Genomic DNA, 22076 nt, shown 5'->3' with positions numbered 1-22076 from the left:
AAGGTGCATGTGAGCTGCCGTTCTCATGATAAGGGTAAGGATGTAAAGGCTGTATGTACTGTCGGCTGCATCGCATGTAAGATATGTGAAAAGAACTGTCCGGTGCAAGCAATAACAGTTACTGATTTCCTGGCTGAGATCGATCAGAGTAAATGTACTGCCTGTGGCATATGCGTAGAGAAATGTCCGCAGCATACAATAGAACTAAGGGGTGTACCATGACATACAAAACATCTGTCGGATTGAACGAGAATGTTGTTGCAGCGTTATGCTATGTAGGATTCTGGTTCACAGGCATACTTTTCCTCTTAATAGAGAGGCAGAATAAGTTCGTCCGTTTCCATGCTATGCAGTCAGTGTTAGTATTCATGCCTCTGGCTCTGATCGTATTCCTTATTGGCTGGATTCCTTACATTGGCTGGGTACTTGCGGACTTTGCAGGATTTTTATCTCTTTTCTTGTTGCTGGCTTTCATTATAATGGCCTACAAGGGAGCAAAGTTCAAAATACCACTCGTTGGCAAATATGCCTATGATTCTGTATACAAGAATAAGTAAAGGTGTTGTGTTGCACAACATCTCCTTTTTAATTTTATACTTTTCTCTTTTTCCATAGCTGGCTTCGAAAGTTTAAAAAATACCTATCACTATCTATGCACTACGCATTTTCTGCAAGGGAGGGTAAATCATTAAAGAAGAGATATGGATAGAAAAATACAGGCCTATGAGACTTGATGATATTGTCGGTCAAAAAGAGGCAATAGAACGGCTCAAATCCTATGTAAAGAGTCGAAACCTTCCACACTTGCTTTTTTCGGGTCCTCCGGGTGTAGGCAAGACTGCTACTGCTGTTTCCATCGCAAAGGAGCTATTTGCAGATTCGTGGAGAGAGAACTTCACTGAGTTAAATGCATCCGATGAAAGGGGAATCGATGTTGTACGTACCAAGATTAAGAACTTTGCTAAGACATCCCCTATTGGAGGGGCTGATTTTAAGATAATTTTCCTTGATGAGGCCGATGCTCTCACTTCGGATGCTCAGGCAGCTCTGAGAAGGACCATGGAGCGTTATACTAATAATTGTCGTTTCATTCTTTCTTGCAACTATTCCTCTAAGATCATCGAACCCATACAGTCAAGGTGTGCAGTTTACAGGTTCCGTCCTCTTTCGGATGATGCAGTGACCGAACGTGTGCTTTTTGTTGCCAGCAATGAAGGACTTGAAGTTGCAACAGATGGGATGGAAGCCATAAAATATGTGGCTCAGGGAGATATGCGCAAGGCAATAAACGCATTGCAGGCAGCTTCTCTAGTTGATCCGGTCGTGCACAAAGACACCATTTACAAGATCACTGCCACAGCCCGTCCTGAACAGATCACAGATCTGATAAACACTGCCCTTAGTGGTAATTTCATGGCTGCCCGCAAATATCTGGATGAGCTTCTTCTTGACCAGGGGCTTTCAGGAGAAGATGTAGTAGGCCAGATATACAGGGCCATGTTCAATCTTTCTATTCCTCAGGAGAAAATGGTTGAACTCATTGACGTTATAGGGGAAGTGGATTTCAGAATCGCCGAAGGAGCCAATGAAAGGATTCAGCTTGAAGCATTGATCGCACATTTTACACTAAGGGGAAGAAATTAGAATGGCCATTCTACAACTACTTACAAACCTTTTTGGCAGCTTTCCTCACTGGCTTGCCACTATTTTGATAAGTTCTCTGCCTGTAGCGGAACTTAGGGGTTCGATACCTATTGCAATAGTACAATATCAAATGCATCCGGCAGAAGCCTATCTTCTTGCGGTGATAGGTAATATGATACCAGTGATACCTCTCCTGCTATATCTCGAGCCGGTATCTAACTATTTGAGGAGGTTCAGGTTATGGGATAAATTCTTCAATTGGCTTTTTACTCGTACTCACCATAACCATTCGGCTACTTTTGAAAAGTATGGTACCCTTGGATTGGCTATCTTCGTTGCCATTCCACTGCCAGCAACAGGTGCCTGGTCAGGGTGCGCTGCAGCCTTTGTCTTTGGAATATGTTTCAGACATGCGCTGGTGGCCATAACTGCAGGCGTCCTCATTGCAGGTTTGGTGGTGACAGTAGTTACCCTCGGTGGTCTAAGCTTGTCCAACCTGTTCCTATGAAAGGATAATTTGTACTGTATTTATTTGAACATTTTCTTGGAAAGCATATCTTTTGCCAAGGCGATGTCTTCAGACTTTACAGTTTTTCTTCCTGCATGTTCCGCTAGCTTGATCGCTTCTCTTGAAATATCCAGTCCATACTCTTCAAGTATCTCAGAAAGGGCCATTGCTGCGGATTCGCTAACTCTTTGGGAGCCAGCACTTCTTATAAGCCTTTCTATAGGTGCAAGTGGTATTATCGTCAATTTTTATCCTCCTAAATATGCCAATATCTGATTAGATTCCTATTAAGTACTTGATTACAAAAATAAATTATAAATAGTTATCTTCGATGATTTATACTGGATTATTGTCTTTAAGCGTTGAACAACGGTGCAATAAGACAAATATGCTATAAATAATGTACCATTGCCACAATAATTGTCATTTAGTGGCACAATGGTTTTAAAAAATCAATTATAGGATGCTATCAGCTTTTTCTGAGTTTTTTCAGTTTTTCGGCAATATCCTTTCCCAGACGCTGGCATTCCTTCAGATCCTTTTCATCCGGAACATACTGCACCCTAAGGACAGGGTCTACCACTTTCATACCAGCTTCTCGCATTTTTTCTGCTATCATCACGGGTGCTTCACCACTCCATCCATAAGAGCCAAAGGCAGAACCTACTTTTCCATCTATTCCTTCAGCGATTAGTGCATCAAGGAACTTTGAAATAGGTTCAAGCATCTTGTAATAAAAAGTAGAAGAACCGATAGCTATACCATCATAGCTGGCAGCATCTTTTGGGTCCCACTCATAAAAGTTATCGACCCTTACTTCTATATGTTTTTCTCTGGCACCTTCAGCTATAGCCTCTGCCATCATCTGGGTGCTTCCCTGGGTGCTAAGATACACTATTGCAAGTTTAATCATTTGCTGATCCCCTGTTTTCTCATAAGGACTTATGGTGGAAAAATAATACTCAAATAAAGTCCTCTTTTTAAATGGATATTATTCTCTGATAAACCTTTCCAGAAGGATATATTCAGGATATGTTTATTGCCTATCAGGTATATCATGCATCTAAAGTCTTGGTGCAAGGAGGTCATGGATGAATGACAAATATGCGCCTCATCTTGAAGAGCTGGCAAAGGCGCTTGATGGTATAGAGCACGATGATATAAAAAACGAACTCGATAAACTTCTCAAGTTCCGTGTACCTCTTGAAGAAGCAAAACGAACTGTTCTTAATAAATTCAACTCAAAAGAGAGTCCTGAAATTAAAATCAAGGATATTTCCCAGGCACCAAAGAGTTTCACTTTGAAAGGCAGGATTATATCAGTTGAGAAAAAAAGCTTTGTTCTTAAGGGCGAAACCGTGAATTTATATTCAGGTAAGATCGCAGATGAAACAGGGGTTTGCTTTTTTACTGCCTGGAATGACTTTTGTTTAAAGGAAGGGGACATTATCAGGGTGCACAATGCCTATATGAAACAGTGGAACAATCGTCCTGAACTCAATTTCGGGCAACGTTCTCTCGTGGAGAAGCTTCCTGAAGATCCATCCATTCCCAGGAATGAACAACTTTTTACTCAATCCAAAAAGATTCTCGAGATAAATTCTTCAGATATGCTGGTAAGCTCACAGGGCATAGTCACTGAGATGTATCATAGAAATGTCAAGATCAAAGGCAAAGATACGATTATTGTAGAAGGTGTCATTGCAGATGAGACTGGAAAACTTCCTTTTACTTCCTGGATACCCATGGATGAAGTGGACATCGGCAGTGCTATTAGTTTCAAGGCTGCACAAGTGAGACTTTTCAGAGGCATTCCATCTTTAAATTTTGCACATGAGACTTCATGGGAAGTACTTCCCGAAAACAAATATCCTTTTTCTAATATGGATCTTATAACCGATGAACCAATCCCCATCCCTATAGCCTCTGTTCTTGAGAAAGATGGTATTTTTGATGTGGTAGTCACAGGGAATATCATTTCCGTGCGTCCGGGTTCAGGAATAATTGAAAGATGCCCTGTTTGTAATCGCGTTATACAGAACAATGTTTGCAGAGCACATGGGACTGTGGCGGGTATCAAGGATATGCGTATCAAGGCGATACTTGACGATGGTACAGGAGCTGTCTATATCATGTTGAACAAGGAACTCTCAGAGACTGTTTTTGGAAGATCTATGGGCGAGGCTGAGGAAATTATGAAGGCGTCCCTGTCGAAAGATGCTGTTTATGAAAGTATGAAGAGATATCTGGTAGGTACTTATCTCACTGTAAGAGGTAATTCATCAAAGAGCGAGTTCGGTACAACCATTGTTGCAAGGTCTGCCTGGATACCGGAAGATGATCTTCTTTCCCGTCTGGAATACCTATTGTTAAAATTGCCAGAGGATGGTTTATAATGTCTGAGAGGGAAGTAGCCCAGAGGCTTTTCTCAAAAGAGTTCAATGATTCTACTTTGAGTCTCACAAGCGTTTCCAGTGATGATGCATCTGATATGAATTCTCCGAATCTGTTAATATCTCCTACTGGTATGCGTATCAACAGGGTCTTTGTGGCAGGAGTGATCACAGAAGTTGAAAACCTGGGTTCAGAAATCGGAAAAGAGCGTGATCTCTGGAGAGCTCGTATATCTGATCCAACTGGAGTTTTTATAGTATATGCAGGTCAATATCAACCTGAAGCTGCTATCTTTCTGTCAACCGTGGAAGTGCCGTCTTATGTTGCTGTGGTAGGCAAAGCGAGGATATATGAACCCGAGAAAGGTTCGGTGTTTATCTCTATAAGGCCAGAGGAGATCAACAATGTAGAAAGTACCATACGGGACAGATGGGTAGTAGAGACGGCAGACTTGACATTAAAAAGGCTTGATCTGCTAAGTGAAGTATTTTCAGTTGTGATGCATGGAGGAGATCTGGCAGAATCCATGAAACTAAAAGGGATAGATTCTGACTCAAGTGAAGCTATTCTGGATGCCATTGAATTCTATGGTACAGATGAGAAATACATCTTCGAGTTTAAACAAAGTATGCGCGAAGCCCTGCTTTCCATTAAGGAAAATGCAGGCGTGCAGATGAACCAAAACGAACATGCTGAAAATGCAATTATTGAGGTCCTTAAAGAACTTGATAAAAATAAAGGTGTGCTATATAGTTGCTTGCTGGAAAAAGTCAAATCACGGGGTATCTCGGAAGAAGTAGCAGATGCAGGGGTTCGGTCTCTCCTTGCCAAAGGAGAGTGCTATGAACCTAAGCTAGGTATTCTAAAACTCATATGATATAATAATCATTCAAATTCAATACTGATGCTGCCTGAGTTCTTTGCCAGAGTTTTGGATATTGTACCCAGATCCATCCTGCATACATGCATTATGCCACATGGTACAAGGCAGGTGGAACACCATTTAGCTTCCTTGACCTTCTGAAATACCTGGTTGTCATTGTAAAACGGTTCATATAGCTCTTTCACCGGGATCTCCATATGTGAGGCTAATCCTACTCTCTTGCAAGGAGTTTCGATATCTATTATCATGTTCTTGCCTTCTACTTTACCACTGATCTTATGTGTAAAGCCACATATCCTGGAGTTCACTTTAACTTCGGTCATTATTGCACCTAGTAATAATCACTAATTACAGGTTATATACTTTTTGTTGTCTGTTTTGCGATTGTCATGGTTTGATAACCCGGTATGCTTAAATAATGAAACATTGACTTAACAATCATCTTAGGTACAATTATTCAAAGCGGAGGCACTATAATGCAACGTGAAGAGATAATCGAAAGGGTTCGACAGCGCCTCAAGGAAATACAAGGTGTAGGAGAGACCTATGTCCTTCTTGAAGAGGACAGGGAAATTATTAAGGAACTTGAGAAAAAAGCAGACGAAATGACGCTTATGGGTATTGGCCGGGGTGATAATCGCGGCATCAAAGAGGTACTCAAGAAAGATGTGGTCATTCCATTCACCACCAGCATGGACTATGTATGGCCCTGTTGCCCTAATGTCGTGCTCATGCACCATGATCGTGTAGTGGGAGAGGACATGGATGATCAGGGTAAGATTAATGAGCTAAAATCTTGCAAGGACAATCTGATCATTGGTAATATTGTCATCTATGATAAGGATCTGCTCAGGTCGATTGATCCCAAGAATGATCCTCTCATTGTGGTATTACCGCCTAAACCATGTGCTGAGGTAGAGGAATTACCTCATATCTGCAATGTTGCTCTTGCTTCTCCCTCTCCTCCTACGGATGAATATCTAAAACAAAGGATGGGATTGCCTCAAAGTCATGGAACAGGCACCTTCATTCTAGGTTTCGACTTTGAATGTTCTGGCGGGAACTGAAACCCGCTAGTTAATTCTTTTACTCGTTCTTAAAAAATAAAGGCTGCTATTACAGCCCTTTTATTCTCCCGTATATATCATGAGAGCTTCTTCGACAGTGGCATCTTCCACTGTGATGGCATAAATTGCGTTACACATGCGAACTGCTTCATCCAGTGTTTTCTGGTGGATGTTACGACCAGTGGCATTGCCCATTGCGCCGCTTACATGTATCTGATCATGAAGTTTCTTCAGGAAAGCTTTTGGCTCATCGCTTGATCCTCCGGCACATACTACTTTTGTCCGGCCGGCCGCCAGTACAGCTTCCTTGAATATTTCTGCTGAAGAATGTCCTTCCTTCTTGGGGTAGTTCACTTTCACGAAATCAGCGTTCAGACAAGCTCCGACACCAGTTGCGCCGGCAATAAGGTGAGGGTCCTTCTCATCAGTTACTGCAGCACCCCTTGGGTATATCCAGAGTACTGTAAGCATACCATACTGGTGTGCATCGTACACGATCTGTGCTGCCTGTGCAAGCATATCCGCCTCATACTCGCTGCCCAGGTAGATGGTATAACCTACTCCAAGTATCTTCAGTTTGCTGTTGTCCCTTAACTCTGCTACCTGGGATACATCATACCACTGGTTACTAAAAGGATCCATTTGTTTCGTTGGGACTAGATGGCTCTTAGAGTTGATCTTCACAAGATATGGCACATCTGTATAGTCCATGCCGTATCTGGCAATAAGCCCTAACTGAGCAGCGAAAACACCTATTTTTCCATGATGTGCTATCCTGAAAAGATGCTCCGGATTATTATCATCTGCAGCAGTCTCTTCTCCATAGAAATCATCATTAAGGTGCTCTACTTTCTGGTCACCGGCAAAGAGCATAAGTCTGCCTGTGCTCTTTGTAATTTCCATGTAGTTCTCAATATACGTTTCATGAGCCTCTTTGGGTACGTCCAATGGCACTTTAATATCAGAGGGTTTGATTGAAATCATTTTCATCACCTTATTTGTTCTCATTGCTTAATACGTGTATTTATAATAATGAATATTTCTCTCAAATTTGTTTTGCATGGGTCGTTCTATTTATTTTCCATTATGTGCAATTGCCCATGTAACCACAAGTTAAGAACATACTATTTGTTATGGTATTTCACAGTTTGTTCTTATTGTCCTTCTTTCTTCCGATGTGCTATTTTCATGATCTTCTTCATGATAACATTACTGATGCCTTCTCTTGATAATGGTTTATATCCTTTTACTATTAATACAGGTCGATTGGAACGTTTGGCTATATTGTATGGCAACATTCCAAGCAAAGATATGTTAAATCTCTGGCTTGAATCTCCGATTATCAGCAGATCATCCTGGCCAATGGATCCAAGTATGGCACTTTCTACAGAATAATGCTCTTTGACCTCGTAGCTGATGAGCTGTGTTTTTTCATCCTCTATTATTTGTTTAAGTTCGGATCTGATCTTCCGTTTCTTCTCTTCTTCTGCATTCGGCTTAATCACACGCAGTATATGTATTTTTGCTCCCGTGTTCTTTGATAACCTTTTGGCCAGAATGAGTCCGTAACGTGAATTATCTTTACTGTTATACGCAACTATTATTTTTTCGATTTTCTTAGGGAAGTATCCGTTCAGCATAACTATGTTATTCTTTGCAAGCGCAAGCACTTTATTGGCAACATTCCCCATGGAAGGGTGCAATCTGTTTACTTCATGCCAGCCTATCACAATGAAATCAACATTTTCAATTTCTGCTTGTTCAATTATTGAATTTGCAACGCTATGATCAAATGCGATTATGTACTCTCTTTTATGACCAACTATTATCGGAAAATCATCGAACTTTTCTTTTAGTATATTTTCCATTATGTTCTTGTTAGCATGGAAAGCATCCCGTGCCGCAGTCAGACTTGTCTGGTTGGGAATTCTGATAACATTAAGGCCAATGATCTCATCGCCTATATTATCAGCCAGTTGCAGCAGGTCAAGTTCATGTTCCGGATTAGCTATAGGGACAAGTACCTTCATTTTTGAGTCGGCTGCAACAGGCACTGGATGGATATTATTCTCTAGCATATCAAAAAGATTGTACTTAGGAAAAGCCTTATCTGCCCCATAATATTTGTACCAGATACCTCCAAAAGCAACTATGCCTAATGTAAACACCAGAGGTAATGTTCCCATGGAGGGTAACAATATAAGGCTACCCACTATCCCAATTATTTGGGTATATGGAAAAAACGGATCTTTGAATGTGGGTTTATATTCTTCCAAAGACCTATACCTTAAGATTATAACAGATATATTGATAAGGACAAATATTAAAATATTAAAAGTACCGCCCAATCTTGCGAGTTGCTCCACATTGAACACAAGCACGAGCAAGATCATTACAATTCCAGTAACGAGTATGGCTCTATATGGCGTGTCATATCTATGATGAATATCAACAAACCATTCGGGCATCAACTTGTCTCTTCCCATGGCAAAAGGAAACCTGGAGGATGAAAGAATAGCAGCATTAGCTGTTGAGACTGTAGCAAATAGTCCTGCAATGATTATCATTATCTTTCCAATGTCACTTCCAATCATTACGGTTACGTCTACGAGTGGAGTATTGGTAAAGATAGATTGCTCTGGTGTCAAGGTACCGGCAATAACTATCATCACTCCAACATAAATTAGTGTCACTGTTCCAACTGAAGCGATAAGGGCTCTCGGAATGTTTTTGGAAGGCTCTTTTACTTCTTCTGATATAGCCGTCAGTTCCACAATCCCCAGGTACGATATAAATATCAGACCTGTGGTCGCAATTATCGAGCTATTTCCAAATGGAACGAATGGTGTAAATTTCCCATTGTCCAAAATGAAAAAACCTTTGATAATGAACACGGTCAATATTATTAGTAAGAACAATACTATGAAGTTCTGAAATGTTGCACTATTCTTTGATCCGTAATAGTTGATAACTAACAGAAGTAATCCGGCAACTACAGCTGTAATCAGTATGGGTATAGGAAAGAGCACAAAAAAATAGTCTGCCAGACCGACAAGTGCAAAAGAACCTTTGAACAATAGGGCAAGCCATGATCCCAGGCCTATGACAGCACCAAATCCTGCTCCCATGGTCCTGCTGATAAAATAATAACTACCACCAGCATGTGGCATTCCAGTTGCCAGTTCAGCCAGGCTGATGGCTGTAACCATAGAGATCAATCCGCCAAGAATAAAGGAAATTATAGCTGCGGGACCTGCGTTAGAAATTGCTATGCCAGGTAGGATGAATATACCAGCTCCTATCATGGTCCCTGTCCCAATAGCAAAAGTTTCAAAGAAACCTAAGCTGCGGCCAAGCCTTTCCTTTGGTTTGATCGTTACCATCCAGTATCCTCATGTCAAATAGACATTGAACATGCATAAAGATTATGTATATAGGTTACGAAAAATCTATATTGCACTGATCTTCAGTGTTTTTTGTATTCATTTGTGAATCATGTATGTCCCATTTTCAGTATATGTACTGACTTCTCCTTTAAGAAAAATACTTTCACCATGCATACTGTCTGTATTTATACTTGAACAGAATACTTATATTTGCCTCTCTACAAGAAACAAACCAGAGGCTTGAGGTAGAATATGAACGCAATTGTAACAGACATTAAGTCCAAGTTCCATGAGCTTGGTGTAGATATCCCGGCTGAAAAGATAGAAGAAAGACTTGAAAAGCTTATAGTAAAATTTAAGGTTCCCCAGGAAGAGGCAAAAAGAAGTGTCGTGAACTTTTTCATAAAGGAGTATAGTATTCCTAAAGAAAAGTTCTATGGCGGTCAGGGCGAAACATCCTTTTCAAAGGTTTCAGACATCTTAGAAGATGGTAAATGGGTGAACATAAAGGTCAAGGTAGTTCAGCTATGGGAAAATACCCATGGATCAATTTCTCAGGTAGGGCTGCTGGCAGATGAAACCGGGACTATAAAGTTCATCTCCTGGGCGGCTGCAGAGGTGCCTGCCGTTGAAGAAGGAAGAACTTATATTTTCAAAAACGTTGTGTCCAGTGAGTGGAACAGTAAAATGGAGGTAACTCTCAATAAGAGCAGTTCTATTGAGGAGATACCTGATGATATGCACATCCAAAGTAGACCTAAGGGAGTTGCCTCTCTCGTAAAGGTTGCTGATATTTCCGAGGATGGAAAGTGGGTCGATCTGAAAGGTAAAATTGTTCAGTTGTGGGAAAATACCAACGAATCAATTTCCCAGGTGGGGCTTATTGGTGATGAGACTGCAAATATCAAGTTCATCAAATGGGCAAGTGCTGAGATCCCTACGGACCTAGTAGAAGGAAAAAACTATCTTTTCCGGAATGCTGTGACCAGTGAATGGAACGGAAAACTCGAGATAACTCTTAATAAAAGTAGTTCAATTGAAGAGATATCCGATGAGATCGAGGTTAATGCCAGAGATGCTGTTCTTACGGCTGCAATGGTTGATGTCCAATCCGGATCTGGGCTCATAAAACGTTGTCCTCAATGTAATCGCTCTTTAACAAAAGGTGCGTGTGCGGAGCATGGTAAAGTGGATGGTGTATATGACCTTCGTCTGAAAGCTGTTCTGGATACAGGAACTATTACTCAGGACGTACTTCTTAAAAGGGAAATCACGGAAGAAATCTCAGGCATTACTCTGGAAGGTGCTATAGCTATGGCTGCAGACGCACTTGATCAGGGTGTGGTCCTGGAAGCTATGAAACAAAAGCTTGTAGGTAAGTATTATACTGTTTCAGGTCCACGTGTTGACAGGTATATACTCGTAGATTCAATAAAAAAGGAATCTATTCTGGATCATAAATTGCTTGCAGAACTCATAAATGAAGCGGAGGCGTTCTAAATGGCAGGCTACATCCGTGAAGTTGCCAAAAGGCTATTCGCTCAGGAATTCAGGGAATCCAATCTGACTTTCAAGGATGGGGATGACCAGTATTCTCCTCAATACCTGTTCACTCCTACGGGTGCAAAAGTAAACAGGATGTTCATAGTGGGAACTCTTACAGAGAAAGAGGACATCGGTAGTGATTCAGAATACTGGCGTGGGCGAGTATCTGACCCAACCGGTTCATTCTTCATATATGCAGGCCAGTATCAGCCCGAAGCTGCTCAGGTGCTTTCAGAATGTGATACACCGGAATTTGTAGCTATCATTGGCAAGCCCAGTACATATACTACACCAGAAGGGGAGATCCGGACATCTATCAGACCGGAATCGATGTACATAGTGGATGGTGAAACGAGAGACCTCTGGGTACTTGATACCGCTAAAGCCACACTGGACCGGCTGAAAGCCCTTTCTACGTCCCATCCGGATGCTTTAAGGGCAAAAGAACATTACAATACCGAAACAAAACACTATGCTTCCATGGTGTTGAAAGCTCTTAGATCTTTGAAGGAAGAATATTGATCTTGCAGGTTTATCAACCTGTATATTTTTCTATATTTTGTTTTTATCCACGTTTTTGAGCAAAAGAACCATTAATGAACCAGTCAATATTTGATAGGTTTATATGAAGACATATCTTCTGATCTGGTTCAGCAGTAATGGAGCAAGACCCTCGGAGGTTACTCGAAGCCTGATGTCCCTGGGTTTTACTCCTGTGAAGGGTTCTTATGACTATGTATATGATTGGGGAAATCATGTAGACATGGATGAGATCGTAAATTTCGGGGATAAAGTACAAATGACATTAAAAGACACAGGCGTAATGTTCAAGATTGAAACGGTCAACGGCATTCCATAAAGTGCCTCAGTTCCCTTCTGCAAGTTTGCGTGAATATTCAATATAGTCGCAGGATTGGCCAACAATCTCAATTATTTTACTAAACACTTTCCCGTCATTTATCTCTATTTCCACTGCGCATGGATCGGACATTCTGGGTTTGGTAGGTGATCCCGGGCAAATGAGAAGTACATCGCTCTTCTCGATCAAAGGTCTGTGAAGATGCCCGAAAACAAGTATATCTACCTCCATTTCCAGGGCAAGGTATCTGAGGGCCGTAGTATCGTTCAGAGACAGTGCTCCTTCATGGACTATACCTATCTTTATGCCATCTACTTCAAAAGTTACCTTTTCAGGAAGTGCTTGCTTTGTCGGAGCATCATCTGCATTGCCATGCACTGCTTTTAGTTTTCCGGTTGCTTCGAAAGCCTTGTAGCATTCATAAGATGTAAAATCGCCTGCATGAGCTATCAGGTCATAATCTGCAAGTACATCTGCCAGATAGTTTGGTATAACTCCGGTTTCAATGTGTGTATCTGAGATAGCTATGATCCTCAATTACATTCTCCTGTAAGTTTAATGCAAGGAAAGATCGACCAGTTCATATTCGAGATTCTCACTTTCAAGGCGGCTGAGTATGCCGGGGACTTCTTCGTCAATAGCAAGTACCAATGAGGACAGACCATGGAAAGCTGCCTCTATCACGGATTCCTTTGCTCCGAACATTACGTCTGGTTCCCTTCCTACCCTTCTAAGTGCTATCAGAGATTCAACCCCGATAGTAGCAAGATATGATTTTGATCTGACAAGGTTCTTCAACCTCTCCATGTCAACATTCTTGGATCCACCTCTCTCTACCCGCGGTATCTTACAAACAGTAATGCTCGCATTTTCCAGGTCAATAAGTCCCATTAGATCAGTGACACCTACGTCCTCTCCTTCCAATGCACTGGAAATGGTTGTGCCAGTGGCATTAGTAACCTCCTGTGTGCTCACATAGAGCAAACCATTTCTCATCGTAAGATATACTTCCTGATCAACCTTTACGTCTTCTTCAGCAATAGCGGTCCATGTAGACACATGACTGATGATATCGCTCATCACAAACCTGGCATACCTTTTCATTTCGGCAGCATTTTCCAGAACCCATTCGACCCCTTGTTTTGTGATCCTGTACCTCACTCTTCCTTCGGAATTCACCAATCCTTCTGCCACAAGCTCTTTTATGTACTCTGAGACTGCCTGAGGTGTTACGCCTATCTTTTCAGCTATCTCCTTTTGACGTACGTTAGGCTGGTGCGCAGCTACTTCTATAAGTATCTGGAACTTAGTTATGCCACTCTTACTGCTAAGAAGCTCTATCATTCCTTATCCTCTACTTCCTTGATGCGCTGTCCCATCACTGCCAGTTTATCAGATCGCCGTGCAACAGCACGGATATACATCGGACTTTTGTTCAATGCTCTAGTCAGACTGCTCATGGACTCATTGCCTTCTACCACGAGATTTTCGAGTTCTTCTATAACATCCTTCACTTCTTCATAAGGCTTGAACGTCAGCATTATAATATCGCTCATATCTTCCACAGAACACTGAAAATTAGTCTGGACTTTGGAATAAGAACTATGATATTCTTTTTGCGGTGTCTTGCCAGGTTCAGGCATATGCCACTGGCTTTCGATCAAACCACTTTTTTTAAGGATCTTTATACTCTGCGCAACATCCGTTCCCAATGTTTCCTCAAGTTCATCTTTTGTCATCCATAAGTTTAAGAGGGCATCGAATACCTTTTTATGCCGCTTAGACCCAAAAATCTGGAGGAGTGGTACAAGTTCGGAAGGATCATTAATTATTCTTGTCCGTTTATTCATAGCATTAACCTCTGAATGTACCTCATATGGATCGCCACCAGTTACATCTCGAAACTCACAAGTACACGCAATCCAAAAATTCAGTTAATCCATCAGAACACTTTTTGTCAACAATATATGTTCCTTAATCTTAATAAAGGTGTTGTGATTTCAGAATGTCTTAAAATCGATATTCAGTTCTCCATTTTTCTGCCAAAAGAATAGTGGGAATTTTCTTTTATCATGCGAGTTCTTCTCATGCAGTGCATGGGCTACAATGGGAAGTGCAATGGTCGCATCCACGAAGACCTGAACTTTTTTAGCACCTGCAGCTATCTTGCCCCAAGATACGGCCTCGTCAAAAGTGCAACCTGAAAGACCACCCCAATGAGGGACATCTGTGGTATATTGTATCGCATAATCGTGTCCTGCGATATCTGCACCCATTATGGAAGCCACAATTTCTGTCTGCTGTATGAAGTTCTTGGGAACTCCTCCGCCTACATAAACAACTCCGGTCTTACCAGACATCTCCACGATTCGGGTTATTTCGTCCACATCTTTTATCTGGTCCACATCAACATCAAATCCTTCTCTTCTTGCAATGGTCAATCCTATTCCAATGGAACTGTCTCCCAGAGCAGGCACAAATATGGGTACGCCATATTTGTAAGCACTCCCTACTATTGATTCATCACCATTGCCCTCTTCGCATATTTTCTTTCCAAGCATGCCTATGAATTCCCTTGAGGACATTCTCTTGCCATGAAGTGCCTGGGCAAAATCTGCTATCAGATGATCGGTATGCCTGAACTCTTCCTCAAATGCGAAAACATCGTATATTCGGTCCACTCCATGCTTGAACAGTTCTTCATCATTGGCGAGGTGAGAGCCCACATAATGTTTCTTTCCCATAGCTTCGTGACAATCATGGAACAGATTTGCCCCTGTGCTCACCAGGCAGTCGATCATCCTATTCTTTATAAGATGCACTAACACCTTTCTCATGCCTGCTGGCACCATGGCACCTGTAAGCCCCATCATGACGGTAAGGTCTTCTTCTTTGAGCATATTGTCCCAAGCTTGCACAGATTCGGCAAGTTTTCTGCCTTGGAATCCAGTATATAGCATTCCATCCAGTAGCTGACCTATAGACCTGTTAGTGACATCTAAAGGTCTTGTTGGGTTTTGAGTGAAAACATTGATTTTATGTTGTTCCATCCTTACACCTCTAAATGGACAGAATCATGAAACTCCGATATACCTACAATTCAATTAGCAGTAGTGATCAGAGAAACACATCTTTTGGAAAATATATCATGTGCACCATCGTAATTAAGCATAACCTTCGGCTGATAAATCATAGTTCTTTATTCTATTCTTTTGCAGACCGATAAATATATCCAATTCTGTTACCAATCAGTCAGATACCATGCCCCAGAATCTTAATGAGAAGATAAATGATGTGCTTGAAGATAGGCAATTATCCATAAGCGCCATCACCAGGGAGCTTAAGGACAAAGGATTCGTTGAACACAGGCTGGTATTGACAGGATACCTGCGGGCTCTGCGTGATCTTAAAAAATTGCAGGAGATTGAAGTTCCCCCTTCCAAGGTATACAAACGTCTGGATTGCCAGGAAAAGTCCACAGATATTTATTCCATTATAGGCGATCATATAAAACATCTGGATATGGAAATACGTCTTCCTCTTGTCGTCTGCATCATCTCTAAACTTTTCAAGCGACCCGTGTTCAGGGAAGAGCTTTTGCATCTTGGTATTAATAGCAAGAATGTTACTAATTGCTTGGAATCTTCCACATGTGTGGTAACTGTTTCAAGGGACGAGAACCTGAAACTCTACCGCAGTGAGATCACACGGATCCCTATACCTGCAAATGATCCTGCATATGAAATAAAGATAGAAGATATGAAACTTGTTTCTATGGCAAATATGGTGTTGCTGGAAATGATCAAGGATCTTGTGGACACCACTGGGCTTACTCCAAAGACAAAGCAAACAAAACTTGGTGAGATTTGATTTCATCTGATACTATTTGTCTTGACCATCGTCATAACATCTCAGATACAGGTGATAGTTTGGATGCTAACCAGAATGAACTTATTCAAATGAGGTCCATAGGATGCGTACATAATGAGTTCAAAGAAGCAGTTTTTGATGAGAATATGTATTCTTCGATATCACAAATCGTCTTGGAAGAACAACTACAGGATGGCCTTAAAGGTATAAGCGATTTTTCCAAAATATATGTGTTATTCTATTTTGATCGCTCAGAAGACTACAAACTTATACAAAAACGCCGCTATGATGGTAAGATTTCAGGTGTTTTTGCTTCCAGGTCACCTAAAAGACCGAATGGGATAGGGCTTACATTGGTGGAATTACTAGCGGTTCAGGAAAATGTACTTACCGTCAGAGGGCTGGATGCTATTGATGGTACTCCGGTGCTCGATATAAAACCGTTCATCGAAACTGATGTGGTAGGTGATGGGGTACGACCTGCATAAATGTAGCATGCGTGCAAATGGAAGTGACACACTGTTCTAAACAAGACAATTTAACGAAAGCTATGGCCATGGCAGAAAAGGCTGTGGTGTCCGGGGCAGATATCATCGTACTCCCGGAGGTGTTCTCTACCGGTTTTTGCTATGAAGGAATCAGTGATATGGCAGAAGAAGCTCCATGCCTCACCATAAGTAAACTTCTTGAGTTATCTAAGAGAAGGGAATGCGTTATTATAGGCTCTATCATCGAAGCTCAGTTCCGGGCAAGTGTTCCTGCCTACTATAATCTGGGTTTCTGTGTGGAGCATGGAAAGCTTGCAGGTGTTTATCGCAAATCTCATCTTTTCAAGCAGGAAAAAAATTATTTTGCAGCTGGAAGTAGCATACATCCCATAGTCCTTGAAAAATATGGTATTACTATCGGACTGGAGATATGTTACGAATTACGCTTTCCTGAAGTCGGCAGGAAACTGGCTCTTGAAGGTGCCGACCTGCTGGTTACTGTAGCCCAGTTCCCAAATCCCCGGAAACATGTATGGAGGGCCCTTGCCCTAGCCCGGTCCATTGAGAATCAGATGCCACATATAGCCTGCAACCTGGTAGGCTCTTCTCCCGCTTCCTCCTTCTTCGGCGGGTCCATCATCATTGGTGCAGCAGGTGATGTGCTTGCAGAGGCCGATGATAAAGAATGTATCATCATGCATACAATAGATACTGAAAATACTGGTAAGGTAAGATCAGATATTCCAGTTTTCCCAGACAGGCGTGCAGATCTTTACTGATAGTTGATAGTTATTACTACCTTTTTAATCTCATACAAGCAGACGATCTCAGGTCGTAAGATCATTCTTCGAACTCGATGCTCACATCTCCCATTTTACGGGCCAGGGTTTTGGAAAGCATTCCAGCTTCCATCCTGCAGACGTGCAACACAGCACAGGGGACCAGGCAGATGGGTGTGCACTGCAATTCCTGGGCTTTGTTCATCACATAGTTATCTTTGATGTCCATTGTTTCCATCATAGGGATTTCCATGTGCGACATCTTCTTGATCTTCTCACAGGGGGTTTCGATATCAATGATGATATTCTTTCCTTCCAATTTTCCATGAACCTTATGTACAAATCCGCATATTCTGGAATTCACTGTAACATTTGAAGGCACGTTATCAACTCTCTGTTGTAGTCAATTATCAAACAGCTGTATATTAATCTTAGTCTTTGGGGATACTACAATATAACTTTTAAGTAACATTTACAAAAATAATCAGCAACTAATTTTCCAGGTCAAAATGGAAATAAGAATATTGATAAAAGAAGTGATTCTGCAAACAATGCAGATATCATTCATACGATCAGCAGTCTGCTCTATACTGTTGATTCTGAGGCAGGTATGGGTGATTTGGAGAGCATTTTAAGAAGTTTTTCCTGATCATAATAGAAATTATGTAAATTGTAACTTCCCAATGGGCACCTGCCAGTCCTTCCCGGACCATGGTAGTCGGAACCTCCTGTCGTGAGCAGGCCATATGTACGGCATAGCTCCAGCATAGACCTGACTTGTTGCCAACTGCTCTTTCCATAGAATACTTCAAAGCCATCTATGCCACATTCTACAAAATGGTCCACCACGTCAGCAAGCAATGGCAGGCTGTTATACTGGTCAAGTGTGCGGATCAAGTGTGCCCCCACTGCTATTCCTCCTGCCTTGTGGATGATATCAATAGCTTCTTCTATCTGGAACTTCTCCACGTCTATAAAGTACTTGGACTTCTCAGTAAGCCATAGATCATGGAATTCGTAAGTAGACATATCTCTGTTGACAACTGCAAGTGCAATATCATGTTTTGTGATGATGCCTTTTGCAGCTTCAAGACGTGAATAATCCACTAGCCAGCCATGGGAAGACAGCAAATCAACCAGTTCATCTGCATATTTCCATGCACGCTTTTTTGTTATCTCCAGCTTCTTCTGGAGATAAGGATCATTCTGGTCAAAGCCGTAGCCAAGTACATGTATTTCAATTCCAAGGGGGTCAAAGTTGGTTGTGAACTCTATACCCGGAATAAATTGTAACCCCATTTTTTTGCACTCTCGTTCAACGGACTCAAGACCATCTATCGTATCATGGTCAGTGACACTAATGGCCTTTAGTCCCATATCTCTTGCTTTTGTAACTAATTCTGAAGGATACAGATCCCCATCCGAATAGATAGTATGCATGTGCATATCTGAAATAATTTGGATAATAACACCTCACTCGTATTGATTTTTACAGCTGGCTATAATGAACTTTATGTAAATGAAATATAGGAAGATGTATAGACTATGTTGATCTTTACTCCACACCATTGGTAGGCTTTCTATGCAGATAACTGTAATAAGATTGAACCCAAAAGTTCGAAGCAAAAATTAGGTTACAGTTCTTATAAAGTTCTAAAACTGGATTAGTGTTCATCGGATAGTTTTTGCTCACGTTTTTTTCCTCCGCATGTCCACACATTAATATAATAAAGTTACTATATAAAACTCACCACAGGTCACATATACTTAAAGGAAAAAAGTCCATAGGCATATGGATCTCACATTATCGTATGTGACATTCAATAGAATACTTATAGTATGACTTGATTTTATAAAGATAAACGCTAAAAGAATAGATATGTCTAGCAGAGAAAGAGATATGGCGATAAGATACCTCAATAAAGGGGTATCTTTGAAGGAGAAAGGCCTTCATGCAGAAGCACTTGAGGATCTCAAAAAGGCAGAAGAACATTCATGGGGCGCTTCGTCTCCAGCTCTTCTGGCTACAGTCATGCAGAACCTTGGAGAACTGCTGGAGATCATGGGTGATGAGGAAGAAGCTTTTGAGCAGTATTCTCTTGCAGTTGAAAAGTTAGAACGGCTTGTTGAAGCTAATCCTTCGTTCAAAGAGCAATTAGCCACTACCCTCAGCAAATTTGGGTCCATGCTTGTGGACAGGGGTAAAAAAGAAGAAGGAAGAGCAAATTACGAGAAGGCCATTATACTTTACCGGGAACTTCGCAGGGGAAACCCAAAGAATGTGCAGATACGCTCCAACATGATCTCTACTCTGAACAACCTGGGTGCACTTCTGGCAGACATGGGTCAGGGGGCTGAAGCACAATGGAAATTCGAAAAAGCACTGAAGATGCTGGATGATAAGCAATGTGCTGCTGAGAATTATACCCATTGCTTTGAAAAAAAAGCCATGGTACTGGAAAACCTTGCCAATCTGCTTATCGAAAATGGAGAACTTGAGAAGGCAAGGGAAAAGCTTGAAAATGTACTTAATATCTATTTCTCGCTGCTTGATCAGGGTCATATGACAGAGATTTACCAGGCAAGAGTTGTTTTAGTTCTTAACAGGATGGCTCATTTGCTAGTATCTCTGAACAGAAAGGAAGAAGCATTGCAAAGTTACACATCACTGGTGCAGATGTATGGTGAACTTACAAAGCTCCAGCCAGAAAATGCAGAAATGAGTATGAAATGCGCTGAAGTCCTTAGTTCCATGGCAGGTCTTCTTGAAGGAATGCACAAGGAAAATGAAGCTATAACCAGATACGAAGAAGCACTGGAAATTCTAAAAGATATACAGGGCTCAAAGGAGCCATTTAATTCATATTCAATTATTATCTCCATAAAACTTAACCTTGGAAAACTGTTAGTTTCACAGGAGAGGGTGGCTGAAGGTCTTGGGAAACTGGAAGAGGGCATAGAGCTCATATCATTGTCCTCTGAGGAAAAAGATCTGCAGACCATTGATCTGGGCTACTCTTCTCTAATCCAAATATGTGAACAGTTGTCTGAAAATTTGGATTATGGGGATACTGAGTTGTTTGAAATGCTGCTTGGAATGCACAGTAAACTCCGCGAGTTCAACAGTGCTCCCGAAGGTCTGTTGTGCAAGGCAAGGATAATAGAGGCCCTTGGCCGGGCACAATTGAATGGTGGAAAAAAAGAGATTGCCATAAGTAAACTTACAGAAGCTATAGACCTATATACAGAGCTTACAAATACAGGCGATCATTCATCAGAAATAGCTAAGCTATCAGATCTGATAGAAGCAAATATGTCTTGCATCACAGATGCTGATGAACCTGAAAGCGTTTCTTGCGAGATGACCGAGGCCCTCAAAGAGGAAGCCCCTGAACCTGAAACTATCGCAGATAATGGGATCATTATGGATACACAGGAAAGATTAGCCGACCTGGCACTCGATAAAGGAAGATATGAACAGGCCTTTGATCTATATCTGGAGATATACTCTGCTGATAATTCAAGAGAAAGTTTGCTTAAAAAAGCTGCAGGTGTACTGGGAAAACTTGAAGCTGATATGCACCTGAACAAAAGGTCAGGTAGTATTCTGAAGGACATGGAGTTCCTTGTCAAAGGATATGTTGTGCTTGCGGACATCGAGCCTTTGAACTCTGAACATAGGCGTAACCTTGCAGCCATTGAAAAAGAGATGGGAAAAGTGTTACTTGACACTGGTTATGTAGATGAAGCAAGACAGAGGTTAGGACAGGCTCTTGACAATTATCTCCTTCTAATGACCATGCCGGGCAATAAGCATCACCTCAAAGGCATGTATATTGTCCTGAAGGATCTTTCAGCTCTCTTGCCGACTATCGGTGACAAGGAAAAGGAGCTGCATTGTCAGGAGAGGATATGTAAGAGCTATTCTCTGATGTGCGAACTTGATCCCCAGGATGCGGGGCTTGTGGAAGAACTTGCAAATTCTTTGGACCATCAGGCTTCATTGCTGGCAAGTCTGGATAGAAAAACTGATGCTTACGAGCTTCTTAATCAGGCACTTGATAAGTATGAATTGCTTTATCAGCTGGAATCTTCTTACAAACATGCCGGAAAGGCTGCTGTAGCCATGAACAATATGGGTACTATGCTTGCCAGGATGGGGAGGAAAGAAGAGGCAAAGCAGATGCTTGAGGATGCTTTGAGGATCTATAACTATCTTCTTGATCAGGAGCCTGATAACTCAGAGCATATGGTGCATGCGGCCTGTACTCTGGACAATATGGGCACGCTCTTTGCAAATATGGATAGGCTGGAGGATGCAAAGCACATGTACCAATCCGCTTTGCAGATGTATATGGACGTTACAGGTGTTAATCCAAATGACACCTCATATAATGAATATGCAGCACTCACCATGGAAAATCTGGGAGCTGTACTGGAGCGCATGGGCAGGCGCGACGATGCTAAGTGGATGAACGATAACGCGAAAAAACTGAGAATGGGTGAGGCTTGAGTTAATTCCTTGCCTCTTTTCTCACATCTTATTAAAAGTGCTTTTCTCTTTTTCTTCTATTTTTAATTTATTTAATTACTCCACTATGACGATTCCGTTCATTGAGGGATGGATAGAGCACCGGTAGTTATAAATCCCGG

The 22076-nt window shown here is 41.5% G+C and carries 25 protein-coding genes; 14 read left to right on the top strand and 11 right to left on the bottom strand.

What is annotated here, in order from left to right; translation table 11 throughout:
- From ACCM36_RS08785 to ACCM36_RS08770, 4 genes are all read left to right on the top strand, one after another.
- A partial coding sequence (locus ACCM36_RS08785; RefSeq protein WP_370573379.1) for a 4Fe-4S binding protein occupies window positions 1-222 on the top strand: 222 nt, incomplete at its 5' end.
- Entirely contained in the window at window positions 219-557 is a 339-nt protein-coding gene (locus ACCM36_RS08780; RefSeq protein ID WP_370573378.1) for a DUF4870 domain-containing protein, read from the top strand. The genes ACCM36_RS08785 and ACCM36_RS08780, both read left to right, overlap by 4 nt.
- Before the next feature lie 130 nt (window positions 558-687).
- On the top strand, window positions 688-1644 hold the full coding sequence (locus tag ACCM36_RS08775) for a replication factor C small subunit (protein ID WP_370573380.1): 957 nt from the start codon (window positions 688-690) through the stop codon (window positions 1642-1644).
- 1 nt (window position 1645) lies between these two features.
- Window positions 1646-2152: a COG2426 family protein gene (locus ACCM36_RS08770; RefSeq protein ID WP_370573377.1), complete on the top strand. Its 507-nt coding sequence runs from the start codon at window positions 1646-1648 to the stop codon at window positions 2150-2152.
- Between the two features lie 20 nt (window positions 2153-2172).
- On the opposite strand, the gene ACCM36_RS08765 is transcribed toward ACCM36_RS08770, so the two are convergent.
- Together ACCM36_RS08765 and ACCM36_RS08760 are read right to left on the bottom strand one after the other, a co-directional pair.
- Window positions 2173-2397 (bottom strand): histone family protein, encoded by a 225-nt coding sequence (locus ACCM36_RS08765; protein ID WP_333787649.1) that lies wholly within the window; start codon window positions 2395-2397, stop codon window positions 2173-2175.
- A gap of 224 nt (window positions 2398-2621) precedes the next feature.
- Window positions 2622-3065, bottom strand: coding sequence for a flavodoxin domain-containing protein (locus ACCM36_RS08760; RefSeq protein WP_370573376.1), 444 nt, complete (start codon window positions 3063-3065; stop codon window positions 2622-2624).
- A gap of 178 nt (window positions 3066-3243) precedes the next feature.
- On the opposite strand from ACCM36_RS08760, the gene ACCM36_RS08755 reads away from it, so the two are divergent.
- Window positions 3244-4548 (top strand): Single-stranded DNA binding protein, encoded by a 1305-nt coding sequence (locus ACCM36_RS08755; protein WP_370573375.1) that lies wholly within the window; start codon window positions 3244-3246, stop codon window positions 4546-4548.
- Entirely contained in the window at window positions 4548-5423 is an 876-nt protein-coding gene (locus ACCM36_RS08750) for an RPA family protein (RefSeq protein ID WP_370573374.1), read from the top strand. Before ACCM36_RS08755 ends, ACCM36_RS08750 begins: the two co-directional genes overlap by 1 nt.
- Before the next feature lie 8 nt (window positions 5424-5431).
- On the opposite strand, the gene ACCM36_RS08745 is transcribed toward ACCM36_RS08750, so the two are convergent.
- The gene (locus tag ACCM36_RS08745) at window positions 5432-5752 is read right to left on the bottom strand and encodes a hypothetical protein (RefSeq protein ID WP_370573373.1); all 321 of its coding nucleotides are present in this window, start codon (window positions 5750-5752) and stop codon (window positions 5432-5434) included.
- A gap of 153 nt (window positions 5753-5905) precedes the next feature.
- Between ACCM36_RS08745 and ACCM36_RS08740 the strand changes: the two genes are divergently transcribed.
- Window positions 5906-6496, top strand: coding sequence for a hypothetical protein (locus ACCM36_RS08740; protein WP_370573372.1), 591 nt, complete (start codon window positions 5906-5908; stop codon window positions 6494-6496).
- A 60-nt stretch (window positions 6497-6556) separates the two neighbouring features.
- Here the strand turns inward: ACCM36_RS08740 and ACCM36_RS08735 are convergent, their stop codons facing one another.
- Together ACCM36_RS08735 and ACCM36_RS08730 are read right to left on the bottom strand one after the other, a co-directional pair.
- Window positions 6557-7480, bottom strand: coding sequence for an aldolase (locus ACCM36_RS08735; protein ID WP_370573371.1), 924 nt, complete (start codon window positions 7478-7480; stop codon window positions 6557-6559).
- A 170-nt stretch (window positions 7481-7650) separates the two neighbouring features.
- A complete protein-coding gene (locus tag ACCM36_RS08730; RefSeq protein WP_370573370.1) occupies window positions 7651-9879 on the bottom strand; it encodes an amino acid permease in 2229 nt (742 codons plus the stop codon).
- 255 nt (window positions 9880-10134) lie between these two features.
- Here ACCM36_RS08730 and ACCM36_RS08725 point away from each other — a divergent pair, with 255 nt between their 5' ends.
- From ACCM36_RS08725 to ACCM36_RS08715, 3 genes are all read left to right on the top strand, one after another.
- The gene (locus ACCM36_RS08725) at window positions 10135-11382 is read left to right on the top strand and encodes a replication protein A (RefSeq protein ID WP_370573369.1); all 1248 of its coding nucleotides are present in this window, start codon (window positions 10135-10137) and stop codon (window positions 11380-11382) included.
- The gene (locus ACCM36_RS08720) at window positions 11383-11949 is read left to right on the top strand and encodes an RPA family protein (RefSeq protein ID WP_370573368.1); all 567 of its coding nucleotides are present in this window, start codon (window positions 11383-11385) and stop codon (window positions 11947-11949) included.
- A gap of 103 nt (window positions 11950-12052) precedes the next feature.
- Window positions 12053-12286 carry a hypothetical protein gene (locus ACCM36_RS08715; RefSeq protein ID WP_370573367.1) on the top strand — a complete coding sequence of 78 codons (234 nt, stop codon included), beginning with the start codon at window positions 12053-12055 and terminating at the stop codon, window positions 12284-12286.
- A gap of 6 nt (window positions 12287-12292) precedes the next feature.
- Here ACCM36_RS08715 and ACCM36_RS08710 read toward each other — a convergent pair whose 3' ends face one another.
- The 4 genes from ACCM36_RS08710 to ACCM36_RS08695 form a co-directional block, all read right to left on the bottom strand.
- Window positions 12293-12823 (bottom strand): metallophosphoesterase, encoded by a 531-nt coding sequence (locus ACCM36_RS08710; protein ID WP_370573366.1) that lies wholly within the window; start codon window positions 12821-12823, stop codon window positions 12293-12295.
- An 18-nt stretch (window positions 12824-12841) separates the two neighbouring features.
- The gene (locus tag ACCM36_RS08705; protein ID WP_370573365.1) at window positions 12842-13630 is read right to left on the bottom strand and encodes a MarR family transcriptional regulator; all 789 of its coding nucleotides are present in this window, start codon (window positions 13628-13630) and stop codon (window positions 12842-12844) included.
- Entirely contained in the window at window positions 13627-14136 is a 510-nt protein-coding gene (locus ACCM36_RS08700; protein ID WP_370573364.1) for an ArsR family transcriptional regulator, read from the bottom strand. The genes ACCM36_RS08705 and ACCM36_RS08700 overlap by 4 nt, the downstream gene beginning before the upstream one ends.
- Before the next feature lie 150 nt (window positions 14137-14286).
- Complete coding sequence (locus ACCM36_RS08695) at window positions 14287-15336, bottom strand: deoxyhypusine synthase (protein ID WP_370573363.1); 1050 nt, start codon at window positions 15334-15336, stop codon at window positions 14287-14289.
- 211 nt (window positions 15337-15547) lie between these two features.
- Here ACCM36_RS08695 and ACCM36_RS08690 point away from each other — a divergent pair, with 211 nt between their 5' ends.
- From ACCM36_RS08690 to ACCM36_RS08680, 3 genes are read left to right on the top strand one after another with little or no spacing between them, the layout of a single operon-like run.
- Window positions 15548-16156 (top strand): hypothetical protein, encoded by a 609-nt coding sequence (locus ACCM36_RS08690; RefSeq protein WP_370573362.1) that lies wholly within the window; start codon window positions 15548-15550, stop codon window positions 16154-16156.
- A 59-nt stretch (window positions 16157-16215) separates the two neighbouring features.
- Window positions 16216-16644 carry a tRNA (N6-threonylcarbamoyladenosine(37)-N6)-methyltransferase TrmO gene (gene tsaA, locus ACCM36_RS08685; RefSeq protein ID WP_370573361.1) on the top strand — a complete coding sequence of 143 codons (429 nt, stop codon included), beginning with the start codon at window positions 16216-16218 and terminating at the stop codon, window positions 16642-16644.
- A gap of 11 nt (window positions 16645-16655) precedes the next feature.
- Window positions 16656-17423 (top strand): nitrilase-related carbon-nitrogen hydrolase, encoded by a 768-nt coding sequence (locus ACCM36_RS08680; RefSeq protein WP_370573360.1) that lies wholly within the window; start codon window positions 16656-16658, stop codon window positions 17421-17423.
- A 61-nt stretch (window positions 17424-17484) separates the two neighbouring features.
- On the opposite strand, the gene ACCM36_RS08675 is transcribed toward ACCM36_RS08680, so the two are convergent.
- Both ACCM36_RS08675 and ACCM36_RS08670 read right to left on the bottom strand, forming a co-directional pair.
- Complete coding sequence (locus ACCM36_RS08675) at window positions 17485-17805, bottom strand: hypothetical protein (RefSeq protein ID WP_370573359.1); 321 nt, start codon at window positions 17803-17805, stop codon at window positions 17485-17487.
- 203 nt (window positions 17806-18008) lie between these two features.
- Window positions 18009-18863, bottom strand: coding sequence for a PHP domain-containing protein (locus tag ACCM36_RS08670; protein WP_370573358.1), 855 nt, complete (start codon window positions 18861-18863; stop codon window positions 18009-18011).
- Between the two features lie 460 nt (window positions 18864-19323).
- Between ACCM36_RS08670 and ACCM36_RS08665 the strand changes: the two genes are divergently transcribed.
- Entirely contained in the window at window positions 19324-21936 is a 2613-nt protein-coding gene (locus ACCM36_RS08665) for a tetratricopeptide repeat protein (RefSeq protein ID WP_370573357.1), read from the top strand.
- The last annotated feature ends 140 nt before the right edge of the window (window positions 21937-22076 follow it).

The sequence above is a fragment of the Methanomethylovorans sp. genome (assembly GCF_041305605.1).
In the GTDB taxonomy this organism is placed as follows: Archaea; Halobacteriota; Methanosarcinia; order Methanosarcinales; family Methanosarcinaceae; genus Methanomethylovorans.
This window is presented reverse-complemented; position numbering and strand designations above follow the sequence as displayed.

Excerpts from the sequence above, each read along its gene's own strand:
- ACCM36_RS08715 (WP_370573367.1), top strand. The coding sequence starts at position 12,053 with ATGAAGACATATCTTCTGATCTGGTTCAGCAGTAATGGAGCAAGACCC.
- ACCM36_RS08730 (WP_370573370.1), bottom strand. The coding sequence starts at position 9,879 with ATGGTAACGATCAAACCAAAGGAAAGGCTTGGCCGCAGCTTAGGTTTC.
- ACCM36_RS08740 (WP_370573372.1), top strand. The coding sequence starts at position 5,906 with ATGCAACGTGAAGAGATAATCGAAAGGGTTCGACAGCGCCTCAAGGAA.
- ACCM36_RS08745 (WP_370573373.1), bottom strand. The coding sequence starts at position 5,752 with ATGACCGAAGTTAAAGTGAACTCCAGGATATGTGGCTTTACACATAAG.
- ACCM36_RS08760 (WP_370573376.1), bottom strand. The coding sequence starts at position 3,065 with ATGATTAAACTTGCAATAGTGTATCTTAGCACCCAGGGAAGCACCCAG.
- ACCM36_RS08720 (WP_370573368.1), top strand. The coding sequence starts at position 11,383 with ATGGCAGGCTACATCCGTGAAGTTGCCAAAAGGCTATTCGCTCAGGAA.
- ACCM36_RS08780 (WP_370573378.1), top strand. The coding sequence starts at position 219 with ATGACATACAAAACATCTGTCGGATTGAACGAGAATGTTGTTGCAGCG.
- ACCM36_RS08770 (WP_370573377.1), top strand. The coding sequence starts at position 1,646 with ATGGCCATTCTACAACTACTTACAAACCTTTTTGGCAGCTTTCCTCAC.
- ACCM36_RS08755 (WP_370573375.1), top strand. The coding sequence starts at position 3,244 with ATGAATGACAAATATGCGCCTCATCTTGAAGAGCTGGCAAAGGCGCTT.
- ACCM36_RS08750 (WP_370573374.1), top strand. The coding sequence starts at position 4,548 with ATGTCTGAGAGGGAAGTAGCCCAGAGGCTTTTCTCAAAAGAGTTCAAT.
- ACCM36_RS08735 (WP_370573371.1), bottom strand. The coding sequence starts at position 7,480 with ATGATTTCAATCAAACCCTCTGATATTAAAGTGCCATTGGACGTACCC.
- ACCM36_RS08690 (WP_370573362.1), top strand. The coding sequence starts at position 15,548 with ATGCCCCAGAATCTTAATGAGAAGATAAATGATGTGCTTGAAGATAGG.
- ACCM36_RS08725 (WP_370573369.1), top strand. The coding sequence starts at position 10,135 with ATGAACGCAATTGTAACAGACATTAAGTCCAAGTTCCATGAGCTTGGT.
- ACCM36_RS08700 (WP_370573364.1), bottom strand. The coding sequence starts at position 14,136 with ATGAATAAACGGACAAGAATAATTAATGATCCTTCCGAACTTGTACCA.
- ACCM36_RS08695 (WP_370573363.1), bottom strand. The coding sequence starts at position 15,336 with ATGGAACAACATAAAATCAATGTTTTCACTCAAAACCCAACAAGACCT.
- ACCM36_RS08705 (WP_370573365.1), bottom strand. The coding sequence starts at position 13,630 with ATGATAGAGCTTCTTAGCAGTAAGAGTGGCATAACTAAGTTCCAGATA.
- ACCM36_RS08665 (WP_370573357.1), top strand. The coding sequence starts at position 19,324 with ATGGCGATAAGATACCTCAATAAAGGGGTATCTTTGAAGGAGAAAGGC.
- ACCM36_RS08670 (WP_370573358.1), bottom strand. The coding sequence starts at position 18,863 with ATGCATACTATCTATTCGGATGGGGATCTGTATCCTTCAGAATTAGTT.